Source organism: Pigmentiphaga sp. YJ18 (assembly GCF_038066655.1).
Classification (GTDB): Bacteria; Pseudomonadota; Gammaproteobacteria; order Burkholderiales; family Burkholderiaceae_B; genus Pigmentiphaga.
In genome coordinates, this window is sequence record NZ_JBBUKU010000005.1 from 290,111 (window position 1) to 306,451 (window position 16,341).

The window sequence follows — 16,341 nt, forward strand, 5'->3', positions numbered from 1 at the left end:
CCCTTACAACGGGGTCACGGGCAGGATGACGTCGGGCGACGGCGGCGCATCCGCGGACGACCCGCCCTTCGCCACGGCCCGGGTCTGGTCCAGCTCGCGCCGCAGCGAGGCGATCTCGCGGCGGCGGCGCATCACGCCCGGCACGGTCAGCAACAGGCCGAACACCGCGCCGACCACGAAACTGGCCAGCATGACCACGATCAGCGGCACTTCGCTGATCAGGTGATCGGCGAAGAAATACACGTTCACCCGGTCGGTATTCTTGAGCGCGAACAGCAGGACGACCACGAATATGACCAGTCTCAGCGCCCAGACGAGATATCGCATGGTTTGCTCCAGGTGAGGAAAAAACAAATTGTATCGCCCCCCTACGCGCTTCGCGCCCTCCCGGGCGGCGATGCGGGGAGACTGGCGATTCTAACTACTTGCACTGCTGCCAGGTAACTGGAAGCCGGCTCCCGGAAAAAGAAAACCCCGGCAGCCGGAGACTGTCGGGGTTGTTCGGGCTTGCTGCGACCGGAGGTCCGGCCGAGTCAGTTCCCGGAAGGCTTTTGCACGGGGGCGTCGACCCGCTCGCGCAACTCCTTGCCGGCCTTGAAGTGCGGGACCCGTTTTTCGGGAACCAGCACCTTTTCACCGGACTTGGGATTGCGCCCGATACGCGGCGGACGTTTGGACAACGAAAAACTGCCGAAACCACGGATCTCGATGCGCTGCCCTTCCGAGAGGGACTGAGCCATCGCATCGAGGATGGTCTTGACGGCGTAATCGGCGTCCTTGGCGACCAGCTGCGGATACCGGGCGGCCAATCGGGCGATCAACTCGGACTTCGTCATTGAGTTCATGAAACCTCTTAGAACGCCGTACCGGGCTATACCGGACTACCAGGTAACTCCCCCCTGGGCACAGCGGATCCGGCTTTGCCGGTCCCGCCAGTGCCGCCGGGGCGCGCGTGAGCGCGTAGGGGGTGGGCCTATCAGCCGTTCTGCTGGTCGAGCTTGGCCTTCAACAGGGCGCCCAGGTTGGTGGTACCCGACGAAGCGCTGGCATCGGACATGCGCTGGATGGCCTCGGCCGTCTCGGCGCTGTCCTTGGCCTTGATCGAGAGCTGGATCGAACGCGTCTTGCGGTCGATGTTCAGGATCATGGCGTCGATGTTGTCGCCGGCCTTCAGCACCGTGGTGGCGTCTTCCACGCGGCCCGAAGAGATCTCGGAAGCGCGCAGGTAGCCTTCGACGTCGACCGACAGGGTCACGACAGCGCCCTTGGCCTCGACCGACTTCACGGTGCCCTGGACGACGGCGCCCTTGTCATGGGTGCCCACGAAGTTGTTGAACGGATCGCCTTCCAGCTGCTTGATGCCCAGCGAGATGCGTTCCTTCTCGGTGTCGATGCCCAGCACCACGGCCTCGACTTCGTCGCCCTTCTTGAAGTTGCGCACGGCTTCTTCGCCGGACTCGCTCCAGGACAGGTCGGACAGATGGACCAGGCCATCGATGCCGCCGGGCAGGCCGACGAACACGCCGAAGTCGGTGATCGACTTGATGGCGCCGCGGACCTTGTCGCCACGCTTGTGGTTGATCGAGAACTCTTCCCACGGGTTGGGACGGCACTGCTTCATGCCCAGCGAGATGCGGCGACGGTCTTCGTCGATCTCGAGAACCATGACTTCCACTTCGTCACCCAGGGTGACGACCTTCTTGGGGTCGACGTTCTTGTTGGTCCAGTCCATTTCGGACACGTGGACCAGGCCCTCGATGCCGGCTTCGACTTCGACGAACGCGCCGTAGTCGGTCAGGTTGGTAACCTTGCCGAACAGGCGGGTGCCTTGCGGGTAGCGGCGAGCCAGACCCACCCACGGATCTTCGCCCAGCTGCTTGACGCCCAGCGAGACGCGGTTCTTTTCCTGGTCGAACTTGAGGACCTTGGCCTGGATTTCCTGGCCGACGGACAGGACTTCCGAGGGGTGACGCACACGGCGCCATGCCAGGTCGGTGATGTGCAGCAGGCCGTCGATGCCGCCGAGGTCGACGAACGCACCGTAGTCGGTGATGTTCTTGACGACGCCGTTGACGATCGCGCCTTCGTGCAGGGTCTCGAGCAGCTTCTGGCGCTCTTCGCCCATGTTGGCCTCGAGCACGGCACGGCGCGACAGCACGACGTTGTTGCGCTTGCGATCGAGCTTGATGACCTTGAATTCGAGGGTCTTGCCTTCGTACGGGGTAGTGTCCTTGACGGGACGCAGGTCGACCAGCGAACCCGGCAGGAAGGCACGGATCGCATTGGTCATGACGGTCAGCCCACCCTTGACCTTGCCGGTGATGGTGCCGGTGACGAGATCGCCGGATTCCAGGGCCTTCTCGAGCTGCAGCCAGGCAGCCAGGCGCTTGGCGCGGTCGCGCGACAGCACGGTGTCGCCGTAGCCGTTTTCAAGCGCGTCGATGGCCACCGAGACGAAATCGCCTTCGGAGACTTCGAGCTCACCCTTGTCGTCGAGGAATTCCTCGAGCGGGATCAAGGCCTCTGACTTCAGGCCGGCATTGACCACGACGAAGTTATGGTCGATGCGCACCACCTCGGCGGTGATGACTTCGCCGGATTTCATTTCCTGGCGCTTGATGCTTTCTTCGAACAGGGCGGCAAAGCTTTCTTCGCCGGCAGGGGCTTGGGAAACCGAAGACATTGTTGAGTGTTACCGGGTTACGCACTTCATGGGGGCGGTCGAGACATTCGACCTGACACCGCACCAATCGGTGGAGTTGCAATACCTCATTGCTGAGGGCCTTTACTACGTGCTGCTAAGAATCGCTGCTGCGCTTTCAGGCACGCGATGCGCCCGAACGCTCGCTCCACCAGCTCATCACCTGTTCGACCGTCTGGTCGATGGTGAGGTGGGAGGAATCGAGCACCAGGGCATCGTGGGCGGCGGCCAGTGGCGCATTCGCCCGTTGCGTATCGCGCGCATCGCGCGCTTCCAGATCGCGCAAAAGGGTTAAGAGGTTAGCCGAAAAACCCTTTTCGATCAACTGTTTATAGCGTCGCTGGGCCCTCGCCTCGGCGCTGGCCACCAGGAATATCTTGAGGTCGGCGTCCGGAAAAACAACCGTCCCCATGTCCCGGCCGTCGGCCACCAGCCCCGGCGCGCACCGGAAGGCGCGCTGGCGGTCGAGCAGCGCGGCCCGCACCGGCGCCAACACCGCCACCTGCGAGGCCATGTTGCCGACTTCCTCGCGGCGGATGTCGGCGGTGACGTCGCGCCCGCCCATGGAGACCCCGTCGGCGACGAAGCGCACGTCCAGCGCCGCCGCCGCGGCCGCTGCGCCCTGGGCGTCAGTCGCGGCGATGCCCTGTTCCAGGCAGGCCAGCGCGGTCAGGCGGTACAACGCCCCGCTGTCCAGCAGGTGCCAGCCCAATTGGGCCGCCACTCGCGCCGCGATGGTGCCCTTGCCCGAGGCCGTCGGCCCATCGATGGCGATCATGGGAACCGTGGAACCATTCATTTACGAAACCTATCGTTTTTATCGCATCGATCAATTGGCGTCTCACCCCCGGGTCGGCGCACAATTCGAAAACGATTCTCATTACCAATCAAGGAAGACGGTGATGGCCAAGACCCTTGCCTTCGGCGGCCTGCACATCGTGACCTCGTTCAGCGTCACCTACATTATTACCGGCAGCGTGGCGCTGAGCGGCGCGGTCACCTTCATCGAACCCGCCGTCAACACGGTCGTGCACTATTTCTTCGACAGGTTCTGGGACCGGGGCCGGCGCGCCGGGGATCTGGCCGCCGCGGCTCAAGCCCCCACCAGTCCCGCGTAGACATCGAAATACGTGGGGAAGGTCTTGCTTACGCAACCCGGATCGAGGATGCGCACTCCCACGGGACCGAACGCGGCCAGCGAGAAGCACATGGCCATGCGATGGTCGTCCCAGGTGCCGATCTCGGCCGGCGTCCAGGTGGCGGGAGGCGTCACGGTCAGGCTGTCCGGCGTGGCCGCCACGGTCGCGCCCAGCTTGGCCAGCTCGGTCTGCATCGCGTGGATGCGATCGGTTTCCTTGACCCGCCAGCTCGCGATGTTGCGCAGGCGGCACGGTCCGTCCGCATACAAGGCCAGCACCGCCGCCGTCATCGCGGCATCCGGGATCAGGTTGAAATCGGCGTCGAAGGCCTTCAGGCGCCCCCCCTCGGCCACGTTGACGCCCCGCGTCTCTATCCAGTCCGGCCCCATCTCGACCTCGGCGCCCATCGCCGCCAGGGTGTCGGCGAACGCCACGTCGCCCTGGATGCTGTCGCGGCCGACGCCGGTCACGCGCACCGGCCCGCCGCCTATCGCACCCAGGGCCAGGAAATAGGAAGCCGACGAGGCGTCCCCCTCGACCAGCATGTGGCCCGGCGACCGGTAGGCGGCCTGGGCAGGCACGGTGAAGCGCCGCCAGCCATCGCGCCCGACCGTCACGCCGAAGCGGCGCATCAGGTTCAGCGTCATCTCGACGTAGGGCTTGGAAATCAGCTCGCCCTCGACCTCGATCACGAACTCCCGGCCGGTGGCCTGGGTAGCCAGCGGAGCGGCCAGCAACAGCGCGGTCAGGAACTGGCTGGAAACCGACCCGTTGACCTTGACCGGCCTGGACAGGTCCAGTTCGCCCCAGCCCAGCGACAGCGGCGGATAGCCCTCGCGGCCCTGGTAAGCCACGCGCGCGCCCAGCATGCGCAACGCGTCCACCAGGTCGCCGATGGGCCGCTCGTGCATGCGCGGCACGCCGTGCAGCACATAGTGGCCGCCCATCATCGCCAGCGCCGCGGTCAGCGGGCGGATGGCCGTGCCGGCGTTGCCCATGAACAGGTCGGCCTGGCCGACCGGAAAGCGCCGCGCGCCCTGGACCAGCACTTCGTCGGGACGCGGGCCCGCCGTGATCGTTATGCCCAGCTTGCGCAAGGCCGCCAGCATGACCTGGGTGTCGTCCGAATCGAGCAGGCCGGTCAGGCGGGTCGTGCCCTCGGCCAATGCCGACAACAGCAGCACGCGGTTGGAAATGCTCTTGGAGCCGGGAAGGTCGATGGCGCCCCGCGCGCGGCGCGCCGGAGCCAGGTCGAGGTACGGTGGATGGCGGGGGGAATCGGTCATGGCGGTCATTCGTTCGTATCGGGAGATGGCTGCCCTGCCCGCCAGGCGCGCCGGGACTTCGACACGGCTTCCAGCATGGCTTGCAGGCCCGCCGCGTCGCCCTCGCTCATGGCCCGCTCGAAGGCATCCAGGGCCCGCCGCACGGCGGCGGTCTCCTGCATCATGGCTTCGCGATTTGCCAGGAAGATGTCACGCCACATATCGGGCGAGCCGCCGGCGATGCGGGTGAAGTCGCGAAAGCCGCTGCCGGCCAGGTCCAGCCGCAGGCCCGCATCGGCGGCTTCCAGAACCTGCGTCATGTAGGCGAAGGCCAGCAGGTGCGGCACGTGGCTGACCGAGGCGAGCACGGTGTCGTGTTCGCCCGGGCGCATCGTCCGGATCTCGGCGCCGCAGGTGGCCCACGCCCGTTCGACCAGGCCGACGGCCGCGGGCGGGTTCTCGTCCAGCGGAGTCAGGATCACCGTGCGCCCGCGGTACAGGTCGGCAAAGGCGGCGGCCGGGCCGCTTTGTTCGCTGCCGGCGATCGGATGGCCCGGCACGAACTGGCCGATGCGGGCGCCCAACGCCTCGCGCGCAGCGCGCACCACGTCCATCTTGGTACTGCCGGCATCGGTAACGACGGTGCCGGGCCCCAGATGCGGCGCCAGGCCGTCCAGGGTCGCGCGCGTCGCGCCCACCGGCACGGCCATCAGGACCAGGTCGGCCCGCGCGGCTTCTTCCAGCGAGACCGCCCGGTCGATCAGGCCCAGCTTGCGCGCCTGCTCGAGCGTCCCGGCCTGGCGGCCGACGCCCCAGACCTCGCCGACCTGCCCCGCGCGCCGCAGCGCGGCGGCGAACGAACCGCCGATCAGCCCCACGCCCACCACCGCGAGTACCGGCACCAGGGGCTGCGGGGAACCAGGGGCTTCCCGAGCCGAATCCGGATGCGACATGGGTACGTCTCCGCTCAAGCAGATACCGGGTACGACCCCAGCACCTTGAGGAACGCCACGCGCGCCTGCAGCGCGGCCAGCGCCTTGGCGACCTTGGGGTCCTGGCGATGGCCTTCGATATCGACGTAGAAATAGTATTCCCACTGGCCGGTGCGGGCCGGGCGGGACTCGAAGCGCGTCATGGACACGTCGTTCTCGGCCAGCGGGGCCAGCATCTGGTAGACCGCGCCCGCTTCGTTGGGCACGGCCAGGATCAGGCTGGTCTTGTCGCGGCCCGAGGGCGTGGTCTCGAGATGGCCGATGGCCAGGAAACGGGTGCGGTTGTGCGGATCGTCCTGGATGCCCGAGGCCACGATCTTGAGCCCCCAGCGCTGCGCCGCCTGCTCGCTGGCGATGGCCGCCACGGCAGGGTCCTCGGACGCCAGGCGGGCCGCCTCGGCATTGCTGGCCGCCGACGCCCGGGCCAGCTCGGGATGATGGTCGGACAGCCAGCCCTGGCACTGCGCCAGCGACTGCGGATGCGAGCGGATGACGCTCACGCCGTCCAGCGTGCCGCTTTGGGTCATCAGGCACTGCACCACGGCGACCGAACGCTCGCCCAGCACCTTCACCGGCGAGGACAGCAGCAGGTCCAGCGTGCGGTTGACCGCGCCTTCGTTGGAGTTTTCCAGCGGGACGATGCCGAAGTCCGCGCGGCGGGTTTCCACCGAGCGGAACACTTCGTCGATCGTGCCGCACGAAATGGCCTCGACCGCGTGGCCGAAATGCGCCAGCACGGCCTGCTCGGAATAGGTGCCCTGTGGCCCCAGATAGGCGACGCGGGCGGGCTGCTCCAGCGCGCGGCACGCCGACATGATCTCCATCCAGATGGCCGACAGCGCCTGGCCGGGCAGCGGCCCGGCGTTGAGCTCCTGCAGCCGCCGGATGACCTGGGCCTCGCGTTCGGGCCGGAACACGGCCCCGGCGTGGTGCTCCTTGGCCATGCCCACCGCCTGCGCCGTGCGCGCGCGCTCGGACAGGAGTTCGAGCACCTGGGCGTCGATGGCGTCGATGCGCTGGCGCAGCGGCCCCAGCTTCTTTTGCAGATCGTCATCCATGGCTGCGCTCGAATTCCTTCATGAAGTCGACCAGGGCGCGCACGCCCTCGATGGACATCGCGTTGTAGATGGACGCGCGCATGCCGCCCACGCTCTTGTGCCCCTTGAGCTGCAGCAGATGCGCGGCTTCGGCCGCCTTCAGGAACGGCGCGTTCAGCGCATCGTCGCGCAGCATGAACGGCACGTTCATGCGCGAGCGGACGGGCCGGTGCACCGGATTGCGGTAGAACGAGGTGCTGTCGAGGTAGTCGTACAGCAGTCGGGCCTTGGCCACGTTGGCGGTTTCCATGCCCGCCACGCCCCCGCGCTGCTTGAGCCACTTGAACACCAGGCCGGCGATGTAGATCGCGTAGGTGGGCGGCGTGTTGAAGCGCGAGCGCTCTTTCGCCACGATGGCGTAGTCGAACGCCGACGGACAGATGGGCAGCGCCTGGCCCAGCAGGTCCTTGCGGACGATGACGATGGTCAGGCCGGCCGGCCCGATGTTCTTCTGCGCGCCGGCGTAGATCAGCCCCGCGCGGCGCACGTCCATCGGCCGCGACAGGATGTGCGAGGACGCGTCCACGGTCAGCGCGGTATCGGGCGCGCCCAGCGCGGCCAGGTCCGGCCAGTCCATGAACTCCACGCCGCCGATGGTCTCGTTGCTGCACAGGTGAAGGTAGCTCGCCTGCGGACGCACGCGCCAGGAGCCGGGGTCCGGCATATAGGTCCATGGGCCTTGCTGCGCACCGTCCACGACGGCGGCCTGCTCGGACGTGGCGGCCACGGCCACGTCGCCGTAGCGGCGCGCTTCCGCGCAGGACTTGACCGACCACGAACCGCTTACCACGTAGTCGGCCGCATGCGCCTCGCGGCGGCCGATCAGGTTCATCGGCGCGATGGCGTTCTCGCCCAGTCCGCCGCCCTGCAGGAACAGCACGGCGTAGTCGTCCGGAACCGAGAGCAGTTCGCGCAGGTCGGCCTCGGCCTCGTCGCAGATCTGCTCGAAGTGCTTGCCGCGATGGCTCATCTCCATCACCGACATGCCGCTGCCGTGCCAATCCAGCATTTCGGCCGCCGCCTGTTGCAGCACGGCCTCGGGAAGGACGGCCGGACCGGCCGAGAAGTTGTAGGGTCGATTCATGGCAGCCGCCTTATTCGGCCTCGCTGGAAGACGGGGCCTGCGGTTCGGCGTCGGCGCCGTCGCCTTCGGGCTCCTCGGTATCGGACTCGACCACGCGCTGCACGCCCGACAGGTGCGTGCCCTCGTCGATGTTGATGAGCGTGACACCCTGCGTGGCCCGGCCCATTTCACGGATCTCGCTGACACGCGTGCGCACCAGCACGCCGCCGGTGGTGATCAGCATGATCTCGTCGGTCGGATCCACCAGCACGGCGCCCACGACCTTGCCGTTGCGCTCGGACGTCTGGATGGCGATCATGCCCTTGGTGCCCCGGCCATGGCGGGTGTATTCGCCGATGGGCGTGCGCTTGCCGTAGCCGTGCTCGGTCGCGGTCAGCACGCTCTGGATTTCGTTCTCGGCCACCAGCAGCGAAATCACCGTGTGCGAGTCCTCCAGCATCATGCCGCGCACGCCGCGCGCGGTGCGGCCCATGGGACGCACGTCGTTCTCGTCGAAGCGCACGGCCTTGCCGGCATCGGAGAACAGCATCACGTCATGCTTGCCGTCGGTCAGCGAGGCGCCGATCAGGTAGTCGCCGTCGTCCAGGTCCACCGCGATGATCCCGGCCTTGCGCGGATTGGAGAAGTCGGACAGCGGCGTCTTCTTGACCGTGCCCTTGGCCGTGGCCATGAAGACGTAGTGGTCCTCGCTGTATGCCTTGACGGTCAGCACCACCGTGATCTTCTCGCCTTCCGACAACGGGAACATGTTGACGATGGGCCGGCCGCGCGAGTTGCGGGTGCCCTGCGGCACTTCCCAGACCTTCAGCCAGTACACGCGGCCGCGGTTGCTGAAGCACAGGATGGAGTCGTGCGTGTTGGCGATGAAGAGCTGGTCGATCCAGTCGTCTTCCTTCGTGGCCGTGGCCTGCTTGCCCCGTCCGCCGCGCTTCTGCGCGCGGTACTCGGACAGCGGCTGGCTCTTGATGTAGCCCGAATGGGACAGCGTCACCACCATGTCGGTCGGGGTGATGAGGTCCTCGGTGTCGAGCTCGGTGGCGTTCAGCTCGATGTGCGAACGGCGGATGTCCTTCGTGTCGGTGCCGAACTCGGCCTTGATGGCCGACAGTTCGTCGCCGATGATGGTGGTCACGCGCTCGGGCTTGGCCAGGATGTCGAGCAGGTCGGCGATGTTGGCCATCACGTCCTTGTACTCGCCCACGATCTTGTCCTGCTCCAGGCCGGTCAGGCGCTGCAGGCGCATGTTCAGGATTTCCTGGGCCTGCGTATCGCTCAGGCGGTACAGGCCGTCGGCCTGCATGCCGAAGTCCTCGGGCAGGCCCTCGGGACGGTAGGCGCTGCGGCCGCCGGCCGTATCGGTCTCGGCGCGCGTCAGCATCTCGCGCACCAGCGACGAGTCCCAGGTGCGGGCCATCAATTCCTGGCGGGCGATGGGCGGCGTCGGGGCCGCCTTGATGATGGCGATGAAATCGTCGATGTTGGCCAGCGCCACGGCCAGGCCTTCGAGCACGTGGCCGCGCTCGCGCGCCTTGCGCAGCTGGAACACCGTGCGGCGGGTCACGACCTCGCGGCGGTGCGCAAGGAAATACTCCACCATCTGCTTCAGGTTCAACAGGCGCGGCTGGCCTTCCACCAGCGCCACCAGGTTCATCCCGAAGGTGTCCTGCAGCTGGGTGTTCTTATAGAGGTTGTTGAGCACAACCTCGGGCACTTCGCCACGCTTGAGCTCGATCACGACACGCATGCCGTCCTTGTCGGACTCGTCGCGGATGTCGGAGATGCCCTCGACCTTCTTCTCGTTGACCAGTTCGGCGATGCGCTCGAGCAGCGAACGCTTGTTGACCTGATACGGGATCTCGTCGACCACGATGGCCTGGCGGCCACCCTTCTCGACGTCCTCGAAATGGGTCTTGGCCCGCATCACCACGCGGCCACGGCCGGTGCGATAGCCTTCGCGCACGCCGGACATGCCATAGATGATGCCGCCCGTGGGGAAGTCGGGGGCGGGAATGATCTCGATCAGCTCGTCCACCGTGCACTCGGGATTGCGCAGGCAGTACAGGCAGCCGTCGACGACTTCGGCCAGGTTGTGCGGCGGGATGTTGGTGGCCATGCCCACGGCGATGCCGGAGCTGCCGTTGACCAGCAGGTTGGGCAGGCGTGCCGGCAGCAACAGCGGTTCTTTCTCGCTGCCGTCGTAGTTGGGCCCGAAATCCACCGTTTCCTGGTCGATGTCGGCCAGCAGCTCGTGCGCGATCTTGGCCAGGCGGATTTCCGTGTACCGCATGGCCGCCGCGCCGTCGCCGTCGACCGAACCGAAGTTGCCCTGGCCGTCGACCAGCATGTAGCGCAGCGAGAAGGGCTGGGCCATGCGCACGATCGTGTCGTAGACCGCCTGGTCGCCGTGCGGGTGGTACTTACCGATGACATCGCCGACGATACGGGCCGATTTCTTGTAGGCCCGGTTCCAGTCGTTGTTCAGTTCGTGCATCGCGTACAGCACGCGCCGGTGCACCGGCTTCAGACCGTCTCTGACGTCGGGAAGGGCGCGGCCGACGATCACGCTCATCGCGTAATCCAGGTAGCTGCGGCGCATTTCCTCTTCAAGAGAGATCGGTAGTGTTTCCTTGGCGAAGGAATCCATGGGCAAGCTGCATCAAGAGGTGTTGTCCATCCCGCTCGCAAGGCATTTCGCGAGGGCAAAACAGCTTGCGAACGAACGGCGGGCGAAGCTTGGGAGTTTATCACCCCGGCCTGGCGTTATGCTTAGGGCCCCGCCCCCACCCGCCCCGTCCATGGCCTCGACCACCCTGCTGCTTCCCGACTGGCTGATTCCCGTCGAACCCGACCAGGCCGTCCTGGCCGGCCACGGCATTGCCGTCCGCGACGGCCGGATCGCCGACATCGCACCGCACGCCGTCCTGCGCAGCCGGCATCCGGACGCCGCCGAACAGGCCTTGTCCGGCTGCGCCCTGCTGCCCGGCTTCGTCAACCTGCATACGCACGCGGCCATGAGCCTGTTGCGCGGCGCCGGCGACGACCTGCCGCTCATGACCTGGCTGCAGGAACGCATCTGGCCCATGGAACGCAAGCTGATGTCCGCCGATTTCGTCTACGACGGCAGCGTCCTCGCCTTCGCCGAGATGCTGGCCGGCGGCACCACCTGCTGCGCCGACATGTACTTCTACCCCGAAGAGGTCGCGCGCGCCGCGCTGTCGATGGGGATCCGCGCGGCCGTGGGCGGCACGGTGTTCGAGATTCCCGACGCGCCCCCCGCCGAGCAGATGCTCGCCCAGGCCCTGGCGGCCCACGAAAAGTACCGCGGCGAACCCGGGCTGCGCTTCATGCTGGCCCCCCACGCCCCCTACACCGTGGGCGACGACATGCTGCGGCACCTGGCCGCCGTGGCCGAAGAGGCCGACCTGACCATCGCCATCCACCTGCACGAGACCCGCCAGGAAGTGGACGAGGCGCTGGCCATGCACGGCATGCGCCCCACCGAGCGCCTGGCCCACCTCGGGCTGCTGTCCCCCCGCCTGGTGGCCGTGCATGGCGTCCACCTGGACGCCGACGACATCGCGCTGCTGGCCGCCCATGGCGCCAGCCTGGCCCATTGCCCGGCATCGAACCTCAAGCTGGCCAGCGGCCTCGCCCCCGTCGCCCGCCTGCTCGAGGCCGGCGTCAACCTCGGCATAGGCACCGACGGCGCCGCCAGCAACAACCGCCTGGACATGCTGTCGGAACTGCGCCTGGCGGCCCTGCTGGCCAAGGGCGCGAGCGGCGACGCGCGCGCGCTGCCCGCCCACCGGGCGCTGCATGCGGCCACCCTGGGCGGCGCGAAGGCGCTGGGATGGGACCGCGAGATCGGCTCGATAACGCTGGGCAAATACGCCGACCTGGTGGCGATCCGGCTCGATTCCGCCCGGCTGGCGCCGGTGTTCGACCCGGTTTCCCACGTGGTCTACGCGGCCGGCAGGGAGGACGTGGAAGAGGTCTGGGTAGGCGGCCAATCAGTTGCGAAAAAGCTACAACTCACCAATTCACCATCAAAAAGCGATCTCGAAAGGATAATGTCCCGGTTATCGCAGTGGCGCTTGCGTGCAGCCGGTGTGATTTCTGGCACAAACACTTACTTATCCCAGGAGTGAGTGGCATGAGAGAACAACCGCAATGCTATACTGGGCATGTATATCCATGTTGCGGCGGGGGTTCGCTGCGAGTTTCATTTCAAGCTAAGAGGAGAAACATGAACAAACGCTCCAAAATTGGAATCTCTCTGGCGCTCGCCTTCGCTGCCGTGACGGCCTCGGGCGTGGCCTCTGCTCAAGCCGGTAAGGTCAACGACAACTGGCAATCCGCGTTCGGCGTGCAAGTCAAAAGCGCTGACGGCCTGTGCTGGCGCAATGGGTTCTGGACCCCCGCCACCGCTGATCCGTCCTGCGATGGCGCGCTGAAGGTCGCTGCGCCTGCCGCTGCCCCGGCTCCCGCCCCCGCTCCCCGCCCGGCACCGGCCCCCGTGCCCGTTCCGGTCAGCCAGAAGGTCACCTACTCGGCTGACGCCTTCTTCGACTTCGACAAGTCCGTCGTCAAGCCCGAAGCCAAGGTCAAGCTGGACGAGCTGGTCAACCAGATCCGCGGCATCAACCTGGAAGTCGTGATCGCCGTCGGCCACACCGACTCGATCGGTACCGACGCCTACAACCAGCGCCTGTCGGTCCGTCGTGCCGAAGCTGTCAAGGCTTACCTGGTCAGCAAGGGCATCGAAGCCAACCGCGTCTACACCGAAGGCAAGGGCGAGAAGCAGCCCATCGCCGACAACAAGACCGCCGCCGGCCGCGCCAAGAACCGCCGCGTGGAAGTCGAAGTCGTGGGTACGCGCAACAAGTAATCCACTGCCTGCCAGCTGGATTCCGGCGGTATCCTTCGGGGTACCGCCGGCTGAAACCCCGCTCTGCGGGGTTTGTTTTTTTTGCCGCCGGGCCGCCCCAAGGCAAAAAGCGCCCCCTCGGGGGGCAGCCCCGCCGCGCAGCGGCAAGCGTGGGGGGCATTCTTGTGCCGTCACATGGAGTCCGTCATGACGACCACCGCCCAGGAGTCCCGGCCCGTCAATGCCGATGCGGCCGAATTGGCCAAGTTCAGTGCCCTGGCCTCGCGCTGGTGGGACCCGGAAAGCGAATTCAAGCCGCTGCACGCCATCAACCCCCTGCGCCTGGAGTGGATCAGCCAGATGGCGGGCGGGCTGGGAAACAAATCCGTGCTGGACGTCGGATGCGGCGGCGGAATACTGGCCGAAAGCATGGCCGCGCGCGGGGCAACGGTTACCGGCATCGACCTGGCCGAGAAATCGCTGAAAGTCGCGAAGCTGCACAGCCTGGAAAGCGGCGTGAAAGTGGAATACCGCAATATCAGCGTGGAACAGCTGGCCGCCGACCAGCCCGCCGCTTTCGACATCGTGACGTGCATGGAACTGCTGGAACACGTGCCCGATCCGGAATCCGTGATTCATGCGTGCGCCTCGCTGGTCAAACCCGGGGGCCGTGTCTTTTTCTCCACACTGAATCGCAATTTGAAATCGTTTACCTTCGCCATACTGGGCGCCGAATACATATTGGGCCTGGTACCGCGGGGCACGCACAGCTACGACCACTTCATCCGCCCCAGCGAGCTGCTGGGCGCCGCCCGGCAGGCGGGGCTCGAGGCGGTGGCCATCAAGGGGCTGGAATACAACCCCCTGACGAAGATCTACCGGCTGAGCGGCGACAGCAGTGTCAATTACATGGTGGCAACGATACGTTCATGAAACCGCTGGTTCTCTTCGACTTCGACGGCACCCTGGCCGATACCGCTCCCGATCTTGCCGCGGCCGCCAACCAGCAGCGCCTGCGCCGCGGCCTGCCCGCCCTGCCCTACGAGCAACTGCGCCCCATGGCCTCGCACGGCGCGCGCGGCCTGCTGGGCGTGGCCCTCGGGCTCACGCCCGACGCCCCCGAATACGAGGCGTGCAAGCAACAATTCCTGAACGACTACGCCGCCAACATCGCCGTGCACACGGTGCTTTTCCCCGGCGTGGAAGACCTGCTGGCCAACCTCGTCCAGGAAGGCTGGGCGTGGGGCATCGTCACCAACAAGGTCACCCGCTTCACCACGCCGCTGGTGCGCCATCTGGCGCTCGAGCAGCACAGCGCCGTGGTCGTCTGCGGCGACACCACGGCCTACTCCAAGCCCCATCCCGAGCCGCTGCTGCACGCCGCCCGGGAAGTCGGCGTCGCGCCGCAGCACTGCCTGTACGTGGGCGACGACCAGCGCGACATCATCGCCGGCCAGGCCGCGGGCATGAAGACCATCGCCACCGCGTATGGCTATTGCGGCAACGGCGTGCCGGTCGAGTCCTGGGGAGCGGACACCGTGGTCGACTCGGTCCCGGCCCTGCTGCCCGCGATACGGCGCCTGCTGGCCGCGTAACGGTCCCCAGCTGGGGCGGCCCTCTTGAAAACCCGCCTCATGCCTCCATATGGGATACAATCCTCCTCAAGGGGCCGTACCGGTTTCGACGGGGGTCGCGAAGCAGCACAGGGCATGTCGAGCACCAGTAAGCTCGTTAAACCACTGGAAACGCAAATAAACGCCAACGACGAGCGTTTCGCTCTCGCCGCTTAAGCGGTGAGCCGCTGCACCGATCTGTCCTTGGGTCGGGCGGAGGAAGGGCAACTTTCCTAAGAATCCCTGTCTAGGGCCATAACCCCCGAAGCAGCTGATTCTGAACCGCAGCAGTGTCATTTTCAGGGAATCGGTATGGACTGGGGTCACACGGTTCATGCTTAAACTACGTGAATCGCTGTGTGCCGGCCTGTCGGTTGGCTAAGCACACGGTTAAATCCAAATAAATCGACTACACATGTAGAACTGTCTGTAGAGGGCTTCCGGACGCGGGTTCAATTCCCGCCGGCTCCACCAACTCCCCTGACAAACCCCGTAGATTCCCGTCTGCGGGGTTTTCTTTTGCGCGCCCACCCGGTTTCGGCGGCCAATGGCGAGAATCAAAAACTATCCTCGCGAATCGAAAACACCTCCCACACCGCCCCATGGGTTTTTCTTGATTATCTTGATGATTATTATCGGACCAGCATGCACCGCGGCGCCGCGCCGTTCGCGGTACGCCCAAACGGATTGATCCCGGGCCCCCTGCTCGAACAGCCAGCGGGGACGACGTTCCCCTGGAAGGCTCATATACTATCCGGCATGCCACGGCGGGCCGCAACGCGGCGGCCGCCTTCCCCAGGATCGCGCCCCCTCTTGCAGCCATGACGCCCATCCCGACACTCGCCCTGATCGCCGCCGGCCTGCTTACCGCGCACAATGCCCTGGCGGCATGCGCGCCGCGCGCCGACGATGAATTGAAGGCCATGAGCAACGACGACCTGAAGGCCGCTTATTGCGACGCGCGCGCGCAGTCGGTCATCCAGGCACCCACGCCGATGCCGTCGCTGCCCTCGCTGCCGGGTTCGCCGAATGCCCGGCCCCGCGCCGCGGCCCCCACCGGCAATGCCTGCCTGACCGCGACGGCGCAACTGGTGCGCGTCATGGAAACGCGCAAGATCGACATCGACAAGGCGCGCGAAAGCTGCGGCAAGTAACCCATCCCTCCGGAATCCGCGTTTCCAGGATCGCCATGAAACTCTTCGTCCCCCTGCTGTCCCTGGCCGCCCTGACGGCTCAGCCCGCGCTGGCCGCCGAACCCTGGACGGGCGCGTTCTGGAACGAGCAATGCGCTCCCGGCGCCGGCGGCGAGGCCTCGCTGGGCTGCTCGTCCTTCGTCATGGGTGCGATCGACGGCATGCGCGTCCAATCCATGGCCACCAAAACGCCCTTGCCGTTCTGCGCGCCCGGCAATGTGTCCACCGGACGCACGGTCGAACTCTTCCGGCAGCGGCTGGCCAGCCGGCCGCAGGATCACGGCCTGCCCGCCGTGGTGATACTGGTGAACGCGCTGGGGGAAGCCTACCCCTGCAAGCAGTAGGCATCGCGGAGCGAAAAAAAACCGCCCGGCCTGAAGCCGGGCGGCT

16 protein-coding genes and 1 other RNA gene are annotated in these 16,341 nt (G+C 66.4%); 8 read left to right on the top strand and 9 right to left on the bottom strand.

Annotated features, from left to right (window positions below):
• Positions 1-3: 3 nt before the first annotated feature.
• The 4 genes from WKR98_RS26315 to cmk all read right to left on the bottom strand — a co-directional run bounded on the left by WKR98_RS26315 (position 4) and on the right by cmk (position 3,500).
• Positions 4-327, bottom strand: coding sequence for a LapA family protein (locus WKR98_RS26315; protein ID WP_124688660.1), 324 nt, complete (start codon positions 325-327; stop codon positions 4-6).
• 206 nt (positions 328-533) lie between these two features.
• Positions 534-836, bottom strand: a complete 303-nt coding sequence (locus tag WKR98_RS26320) for an integration host factor subunit beta (RefSeq protein WP_124688659.1) — start codon at positions 834-836, stop codon at positions 534-536.
• A 140-nt stretch (positions 837-976) separates the two neighbouring features.
• Positions 977-2,683: a 30S ribosomal protein S1 gene (gene rpsA, locus WKR98_RS26325; protein WP_124688658.1), complete on the bottom strand. Its 1,707-nt coding sequence runs from the start codon at positions 2,681-2,683 to the stop codon at positions 977-979.
• Positions 2,684-2,819: 136 nt separating this feature from the next.
• Positions 2,820-3,500 carry a (d)CMP kinase gene (gene cmk / locus WKR98_RS26330; protein ID WP_124688657.1) on the bottom strand — a complete coding sequence of 227 codons (681 nt, stop codon included), beginning with the start codon at positions 3,498-3,500 and terminating at the stop codon, positions 2,820-2,822.
• 103 nt (positions 3,501-3,603) lie between these two features.
• Between cmk and WKR98_RS26335 the strand changes: the two genes are divergently transcribed.
• Positions 3,604-3,819, top strand: a complete 216-nt coding sequence (locus WKR98_RS26335; RefSeq protein WP_124688656.1) for a DUF2061 domain-containing protein — start codon at positions 3,604-3,606, stop codon at positions 3,817-3,819.
• Here WKR98_RS26335 and aroA read toward each other — a convergent pair.
• Genes aroA through gyrA form a run of 5 tightly spaced genes read right to left on the bottom strand, consistent with a single transcriptional unit; the run spans position 3,795 to position 10,922 of the window.
• A complete protein-coding gene (gene aroA / locus WKR98_RS26340; protein WP_124688655.1) occupies positions 3,795-5,126 on the bottom strand; it encodes a 3-phosphoshikimate 1-carboxyvinyltransferase in 1,332 nt (443 codons plus the stop codon). The two genes, WKR98_RS26335 and aroA, sit on opposite strands and share 25 nt — an antisense overlap.
• 5 nt (positions 5,127-5,131) lie before the next feature.
• Positions 5,132-6,058, bottom strand: a complete 927-nt coding sequence (locus WKR98_RS26345) for a prephenate dehydrogenase (RefSeq protein ID WP_124688654.1) — start codon at positions 6,056-6,058, stop codon at positions 5,132-5,134.
• Positions 6,059-6,072: 14 nt separating this feature from the next.
• Positions 6,073-7,155, bottom strand: a complete 1,083-nt coding sequence (gene pheA, locus WKR98_RS26350) for a prephenate dehydratase (RefSeq protein ID WP_124688653.1) — start codon at positions 7,153-7,155, stop codon at positions 6,073-6,075.
• Positions 7,148-8,278, bottom strand: a complete 1,131-nt coding sequence (gene serC / locus WKR98_RS26355) for a 3-phosphoserine/phosphohydroxythreonine transaminase (protein WP_124688652.1) — start codon at positions 8,276-8,278, stop codon at positions 7,148-7,150. Before serC ends, pheA begins: the two co-directional genes overlap by 8 nt.
• A gap of 10 nt (positions 8,279-8,288) precedes the next feature.
• Entirely contained in the window at positions 8,289-10,922 is a 2,634-nt protein-coding gene (gene gyrA, locus WKR98_RS26360; protein ID WP_124688651.1) for a DNA gyrase subunit A, read from the bottom strand.
• A gap of 151 nt (positions 10,923-11,073) precedes the next feature.
• On the opposite strand from gyrA, the gene WKR98_RS26365 reads away from it, so the two are divergent.
• The 7 genes from WKR98_RS26365 to WKR98_RS26395 all read left to right on the top strand — a co-directional run bounded on the left by WKR98_RS26365 (position 11,074) and on the right by WKR98_RS26395 (position 16,295).
• Positions 11,074-12,426: a TRZ/ATZ family hydrolase gene (locus WKR98_RS26365; RefSeq protein WP_124688650.1), complete on the top strand. Its 1,353-nt coding sequence runs from the start codon at positions 11,074-11,076 to the stop codon at positions 12,424-12,426.
• A 98-nt stretch (positions 12,427-12,524) separates the two neighbouring features.
• On the top strand, positions 12,525-13,166 hold the full coding sequence (gene ompA, locus WKR98_RS26370; protein WP_124688649.1) for an outer membrane protein OmpA: 642 nt from the start codon (positions 12,525-12,527) through the stop codon (positions 13,164-13,166).
• Positions 13,167-13,352: 186 nt separating this feature from the next.
• Positions 13,353-14,078, top strand: coding sequence for a bifunctional 2-polyprenyl-6-hydroxyphenol methylase/3-demethylubiquinol 3-O-methyltransferase UbiG (ubiG, locus tag WKR98_RS26375; RefSeq protein ID WP_124688648.1), 726 nt, complete (start codon positions 13,353-13,355; stop codon positions 14,076-14,078).
• Positions 14,075-14,740 (top strand): phosphoglycolate phosphatase, encoded by a 666-nt coding sequence (gph, locus tag WKR98_RS26380; protein WP_341435086.1) that lies wholly within the window; start codon positions 14,075-14,077, stop codon positions 14,738-14,740. Before ubiG ends, gph begins: the two co-directional genes overlap by 4 nt.
• 70 nt (positions 14,741-14,810) lie before the next feature.
• Positions 14,811-15,232: a transfer-messenger RNA gene (gene ssrA / locus WKR98_RS26385) on the top strand.
• 347 nt (positions 15,233-15,579) lie between these two features.
• Positions 15,580-15,912, top strand: coding sequence for a hypothetical protein (locus WKR98_RS26390; protein ID WP_124688646.1), 333 nt, complete (start codon positions 15,580-15,582; stop codon positions 15,910-15,912).
• A 35-nt stretch (positions 15,913-15,947) separates the two neighbouring features.
• Positions 15,948-16,295: a Rap1a/Tai family immunity protein gene (locus WKR98_RS26395; RefSeq protein WP_124688645.1), complete on the top strand. Its 348-nt coding sequence runs from the start codon at positions 15,948-15,950 to the stop codon at positions 16,293-16,295.
• Positions 16,296-16,341: the final 46 nt, after the last annotated feature.

What these genes read in the sequence shown, in the direction of transcription:
- WKR98_RS26315 (WP_124688660.1), bottom strand. Translation starts at nt 327, where the DNA reads ATGCGATATCTCGTCTGGGCGCTGAGACTGGTCATATTCGTGGTCGTC.
- WKR98_RS26320 (WP_124688659.1), bottom strand. Translation starts at nt 836, where the DNA reads ATGACGAAGTCCGAGTTGATCGCCCGATTGGCCGCCCGGTATCCGCAG.
- rpsA (WP_124688658.1), bottom strand. Translation starts at nt 2,683, where the DNA reads ATGTCTTCGGTTTCCCAAGCCCCTGCCGGCGAAGAAAGCTTTGCCGCC.
- cmk (WP_124688657.1), bottom strand. Translation starts at nt 3,500, where the DNA reads ATGAATGGTTCCACGGTTCCCATGATCGCCATCGATGGGCCGACGGCC.
- WKR98_RS26335 (WP_124688656.1), top strand. Translation starts at nt 3,604, where the DNA reads ATGGCCAAGACCCTTGCCTTCGGCGGCCTGCACATCGTGACCTCGTTC.
- aroA (WP_124688655.1), bottom strand. Translation starts at nt 5,126, where the DNA reads ATGACCGATTCCCCCCGCCATCCACCGTACCTCGACCTGGCTCCGGCG.
- WKR98_RS26345 (WP_124688654.1), bottom strand. Translation starts at nt 6,058, where the DNA reads ATGTCGCATCCGGATTCGGCTCGGGAAGCCCCTGGTTCCCCGCAGCCC.
- pheA (WP_124688653.1), bottom strand. Translation starts at nt 7,155, where the DNA reads ATGGATGACGATCTGCAAAAGAAGCTGGGGCCGCTGCGCCAGCGCATC.
- serC (WP_124688652.1), bottom strand. Translation starts at nt 8,278, where the DNA reads ATGAATCGACCCTACAACTTCTCGGCCGGTCCGGCCGTCCTTCCCGAG.
- gyrA (WP_124688651.1), bottom strand. Translation starts at nt 10,922, where the DNA reads ATGGATTCCTTCGCCAAGGAAACACTACCGATCTCTCTTGAAGAGGAA.
- WKR98_RS26365 (WP_124688650.1), top strand. Translation starts at nt 11,074, where the DNA reads ATGGCCTCGACCACCCTGCTGCTTCCCGACTGGCTGATTCCCGTCGAA.
- ompA (WP_124688649.1), top strand. Translation starts at nt 12,525, where the DNA reads ATGAACAAACGCTCCAAAATTGGAATCTCTCTGGCGCTCGCCTTCGCT.
- ubiG (WP_124688648.1), top strand. Translation starts at nt 13,353, where the DNA reads ATGACGACCACCGCCCAGGAGTCCCGGCCCGTCAATGCCGATGCGGCC.
- gph (WP_341435086.1), top strand. Translation starts at nt 14,075, where the DNA reads ATGAAACCGCTGGTTCTCTTCGACTTCGACGGCACCCTGGCCGATACC.
- WKR98_RS26390 (WP_124688646.1), top strand. Translation starts at nt 15,580, where the DNA reads ATGACGCCCATCCCGACACTCGCCCTGATCGCCGCCGGCCTGCTTACC.
- WKR98_RS26395 (WP_124688645.1), top strand. Translation starts at nt 15,948, where the DNA reads ATGAAACTCTTCGTCCCCCTGCTGTCCCTGGCCGCCCTGACGGCTCAG.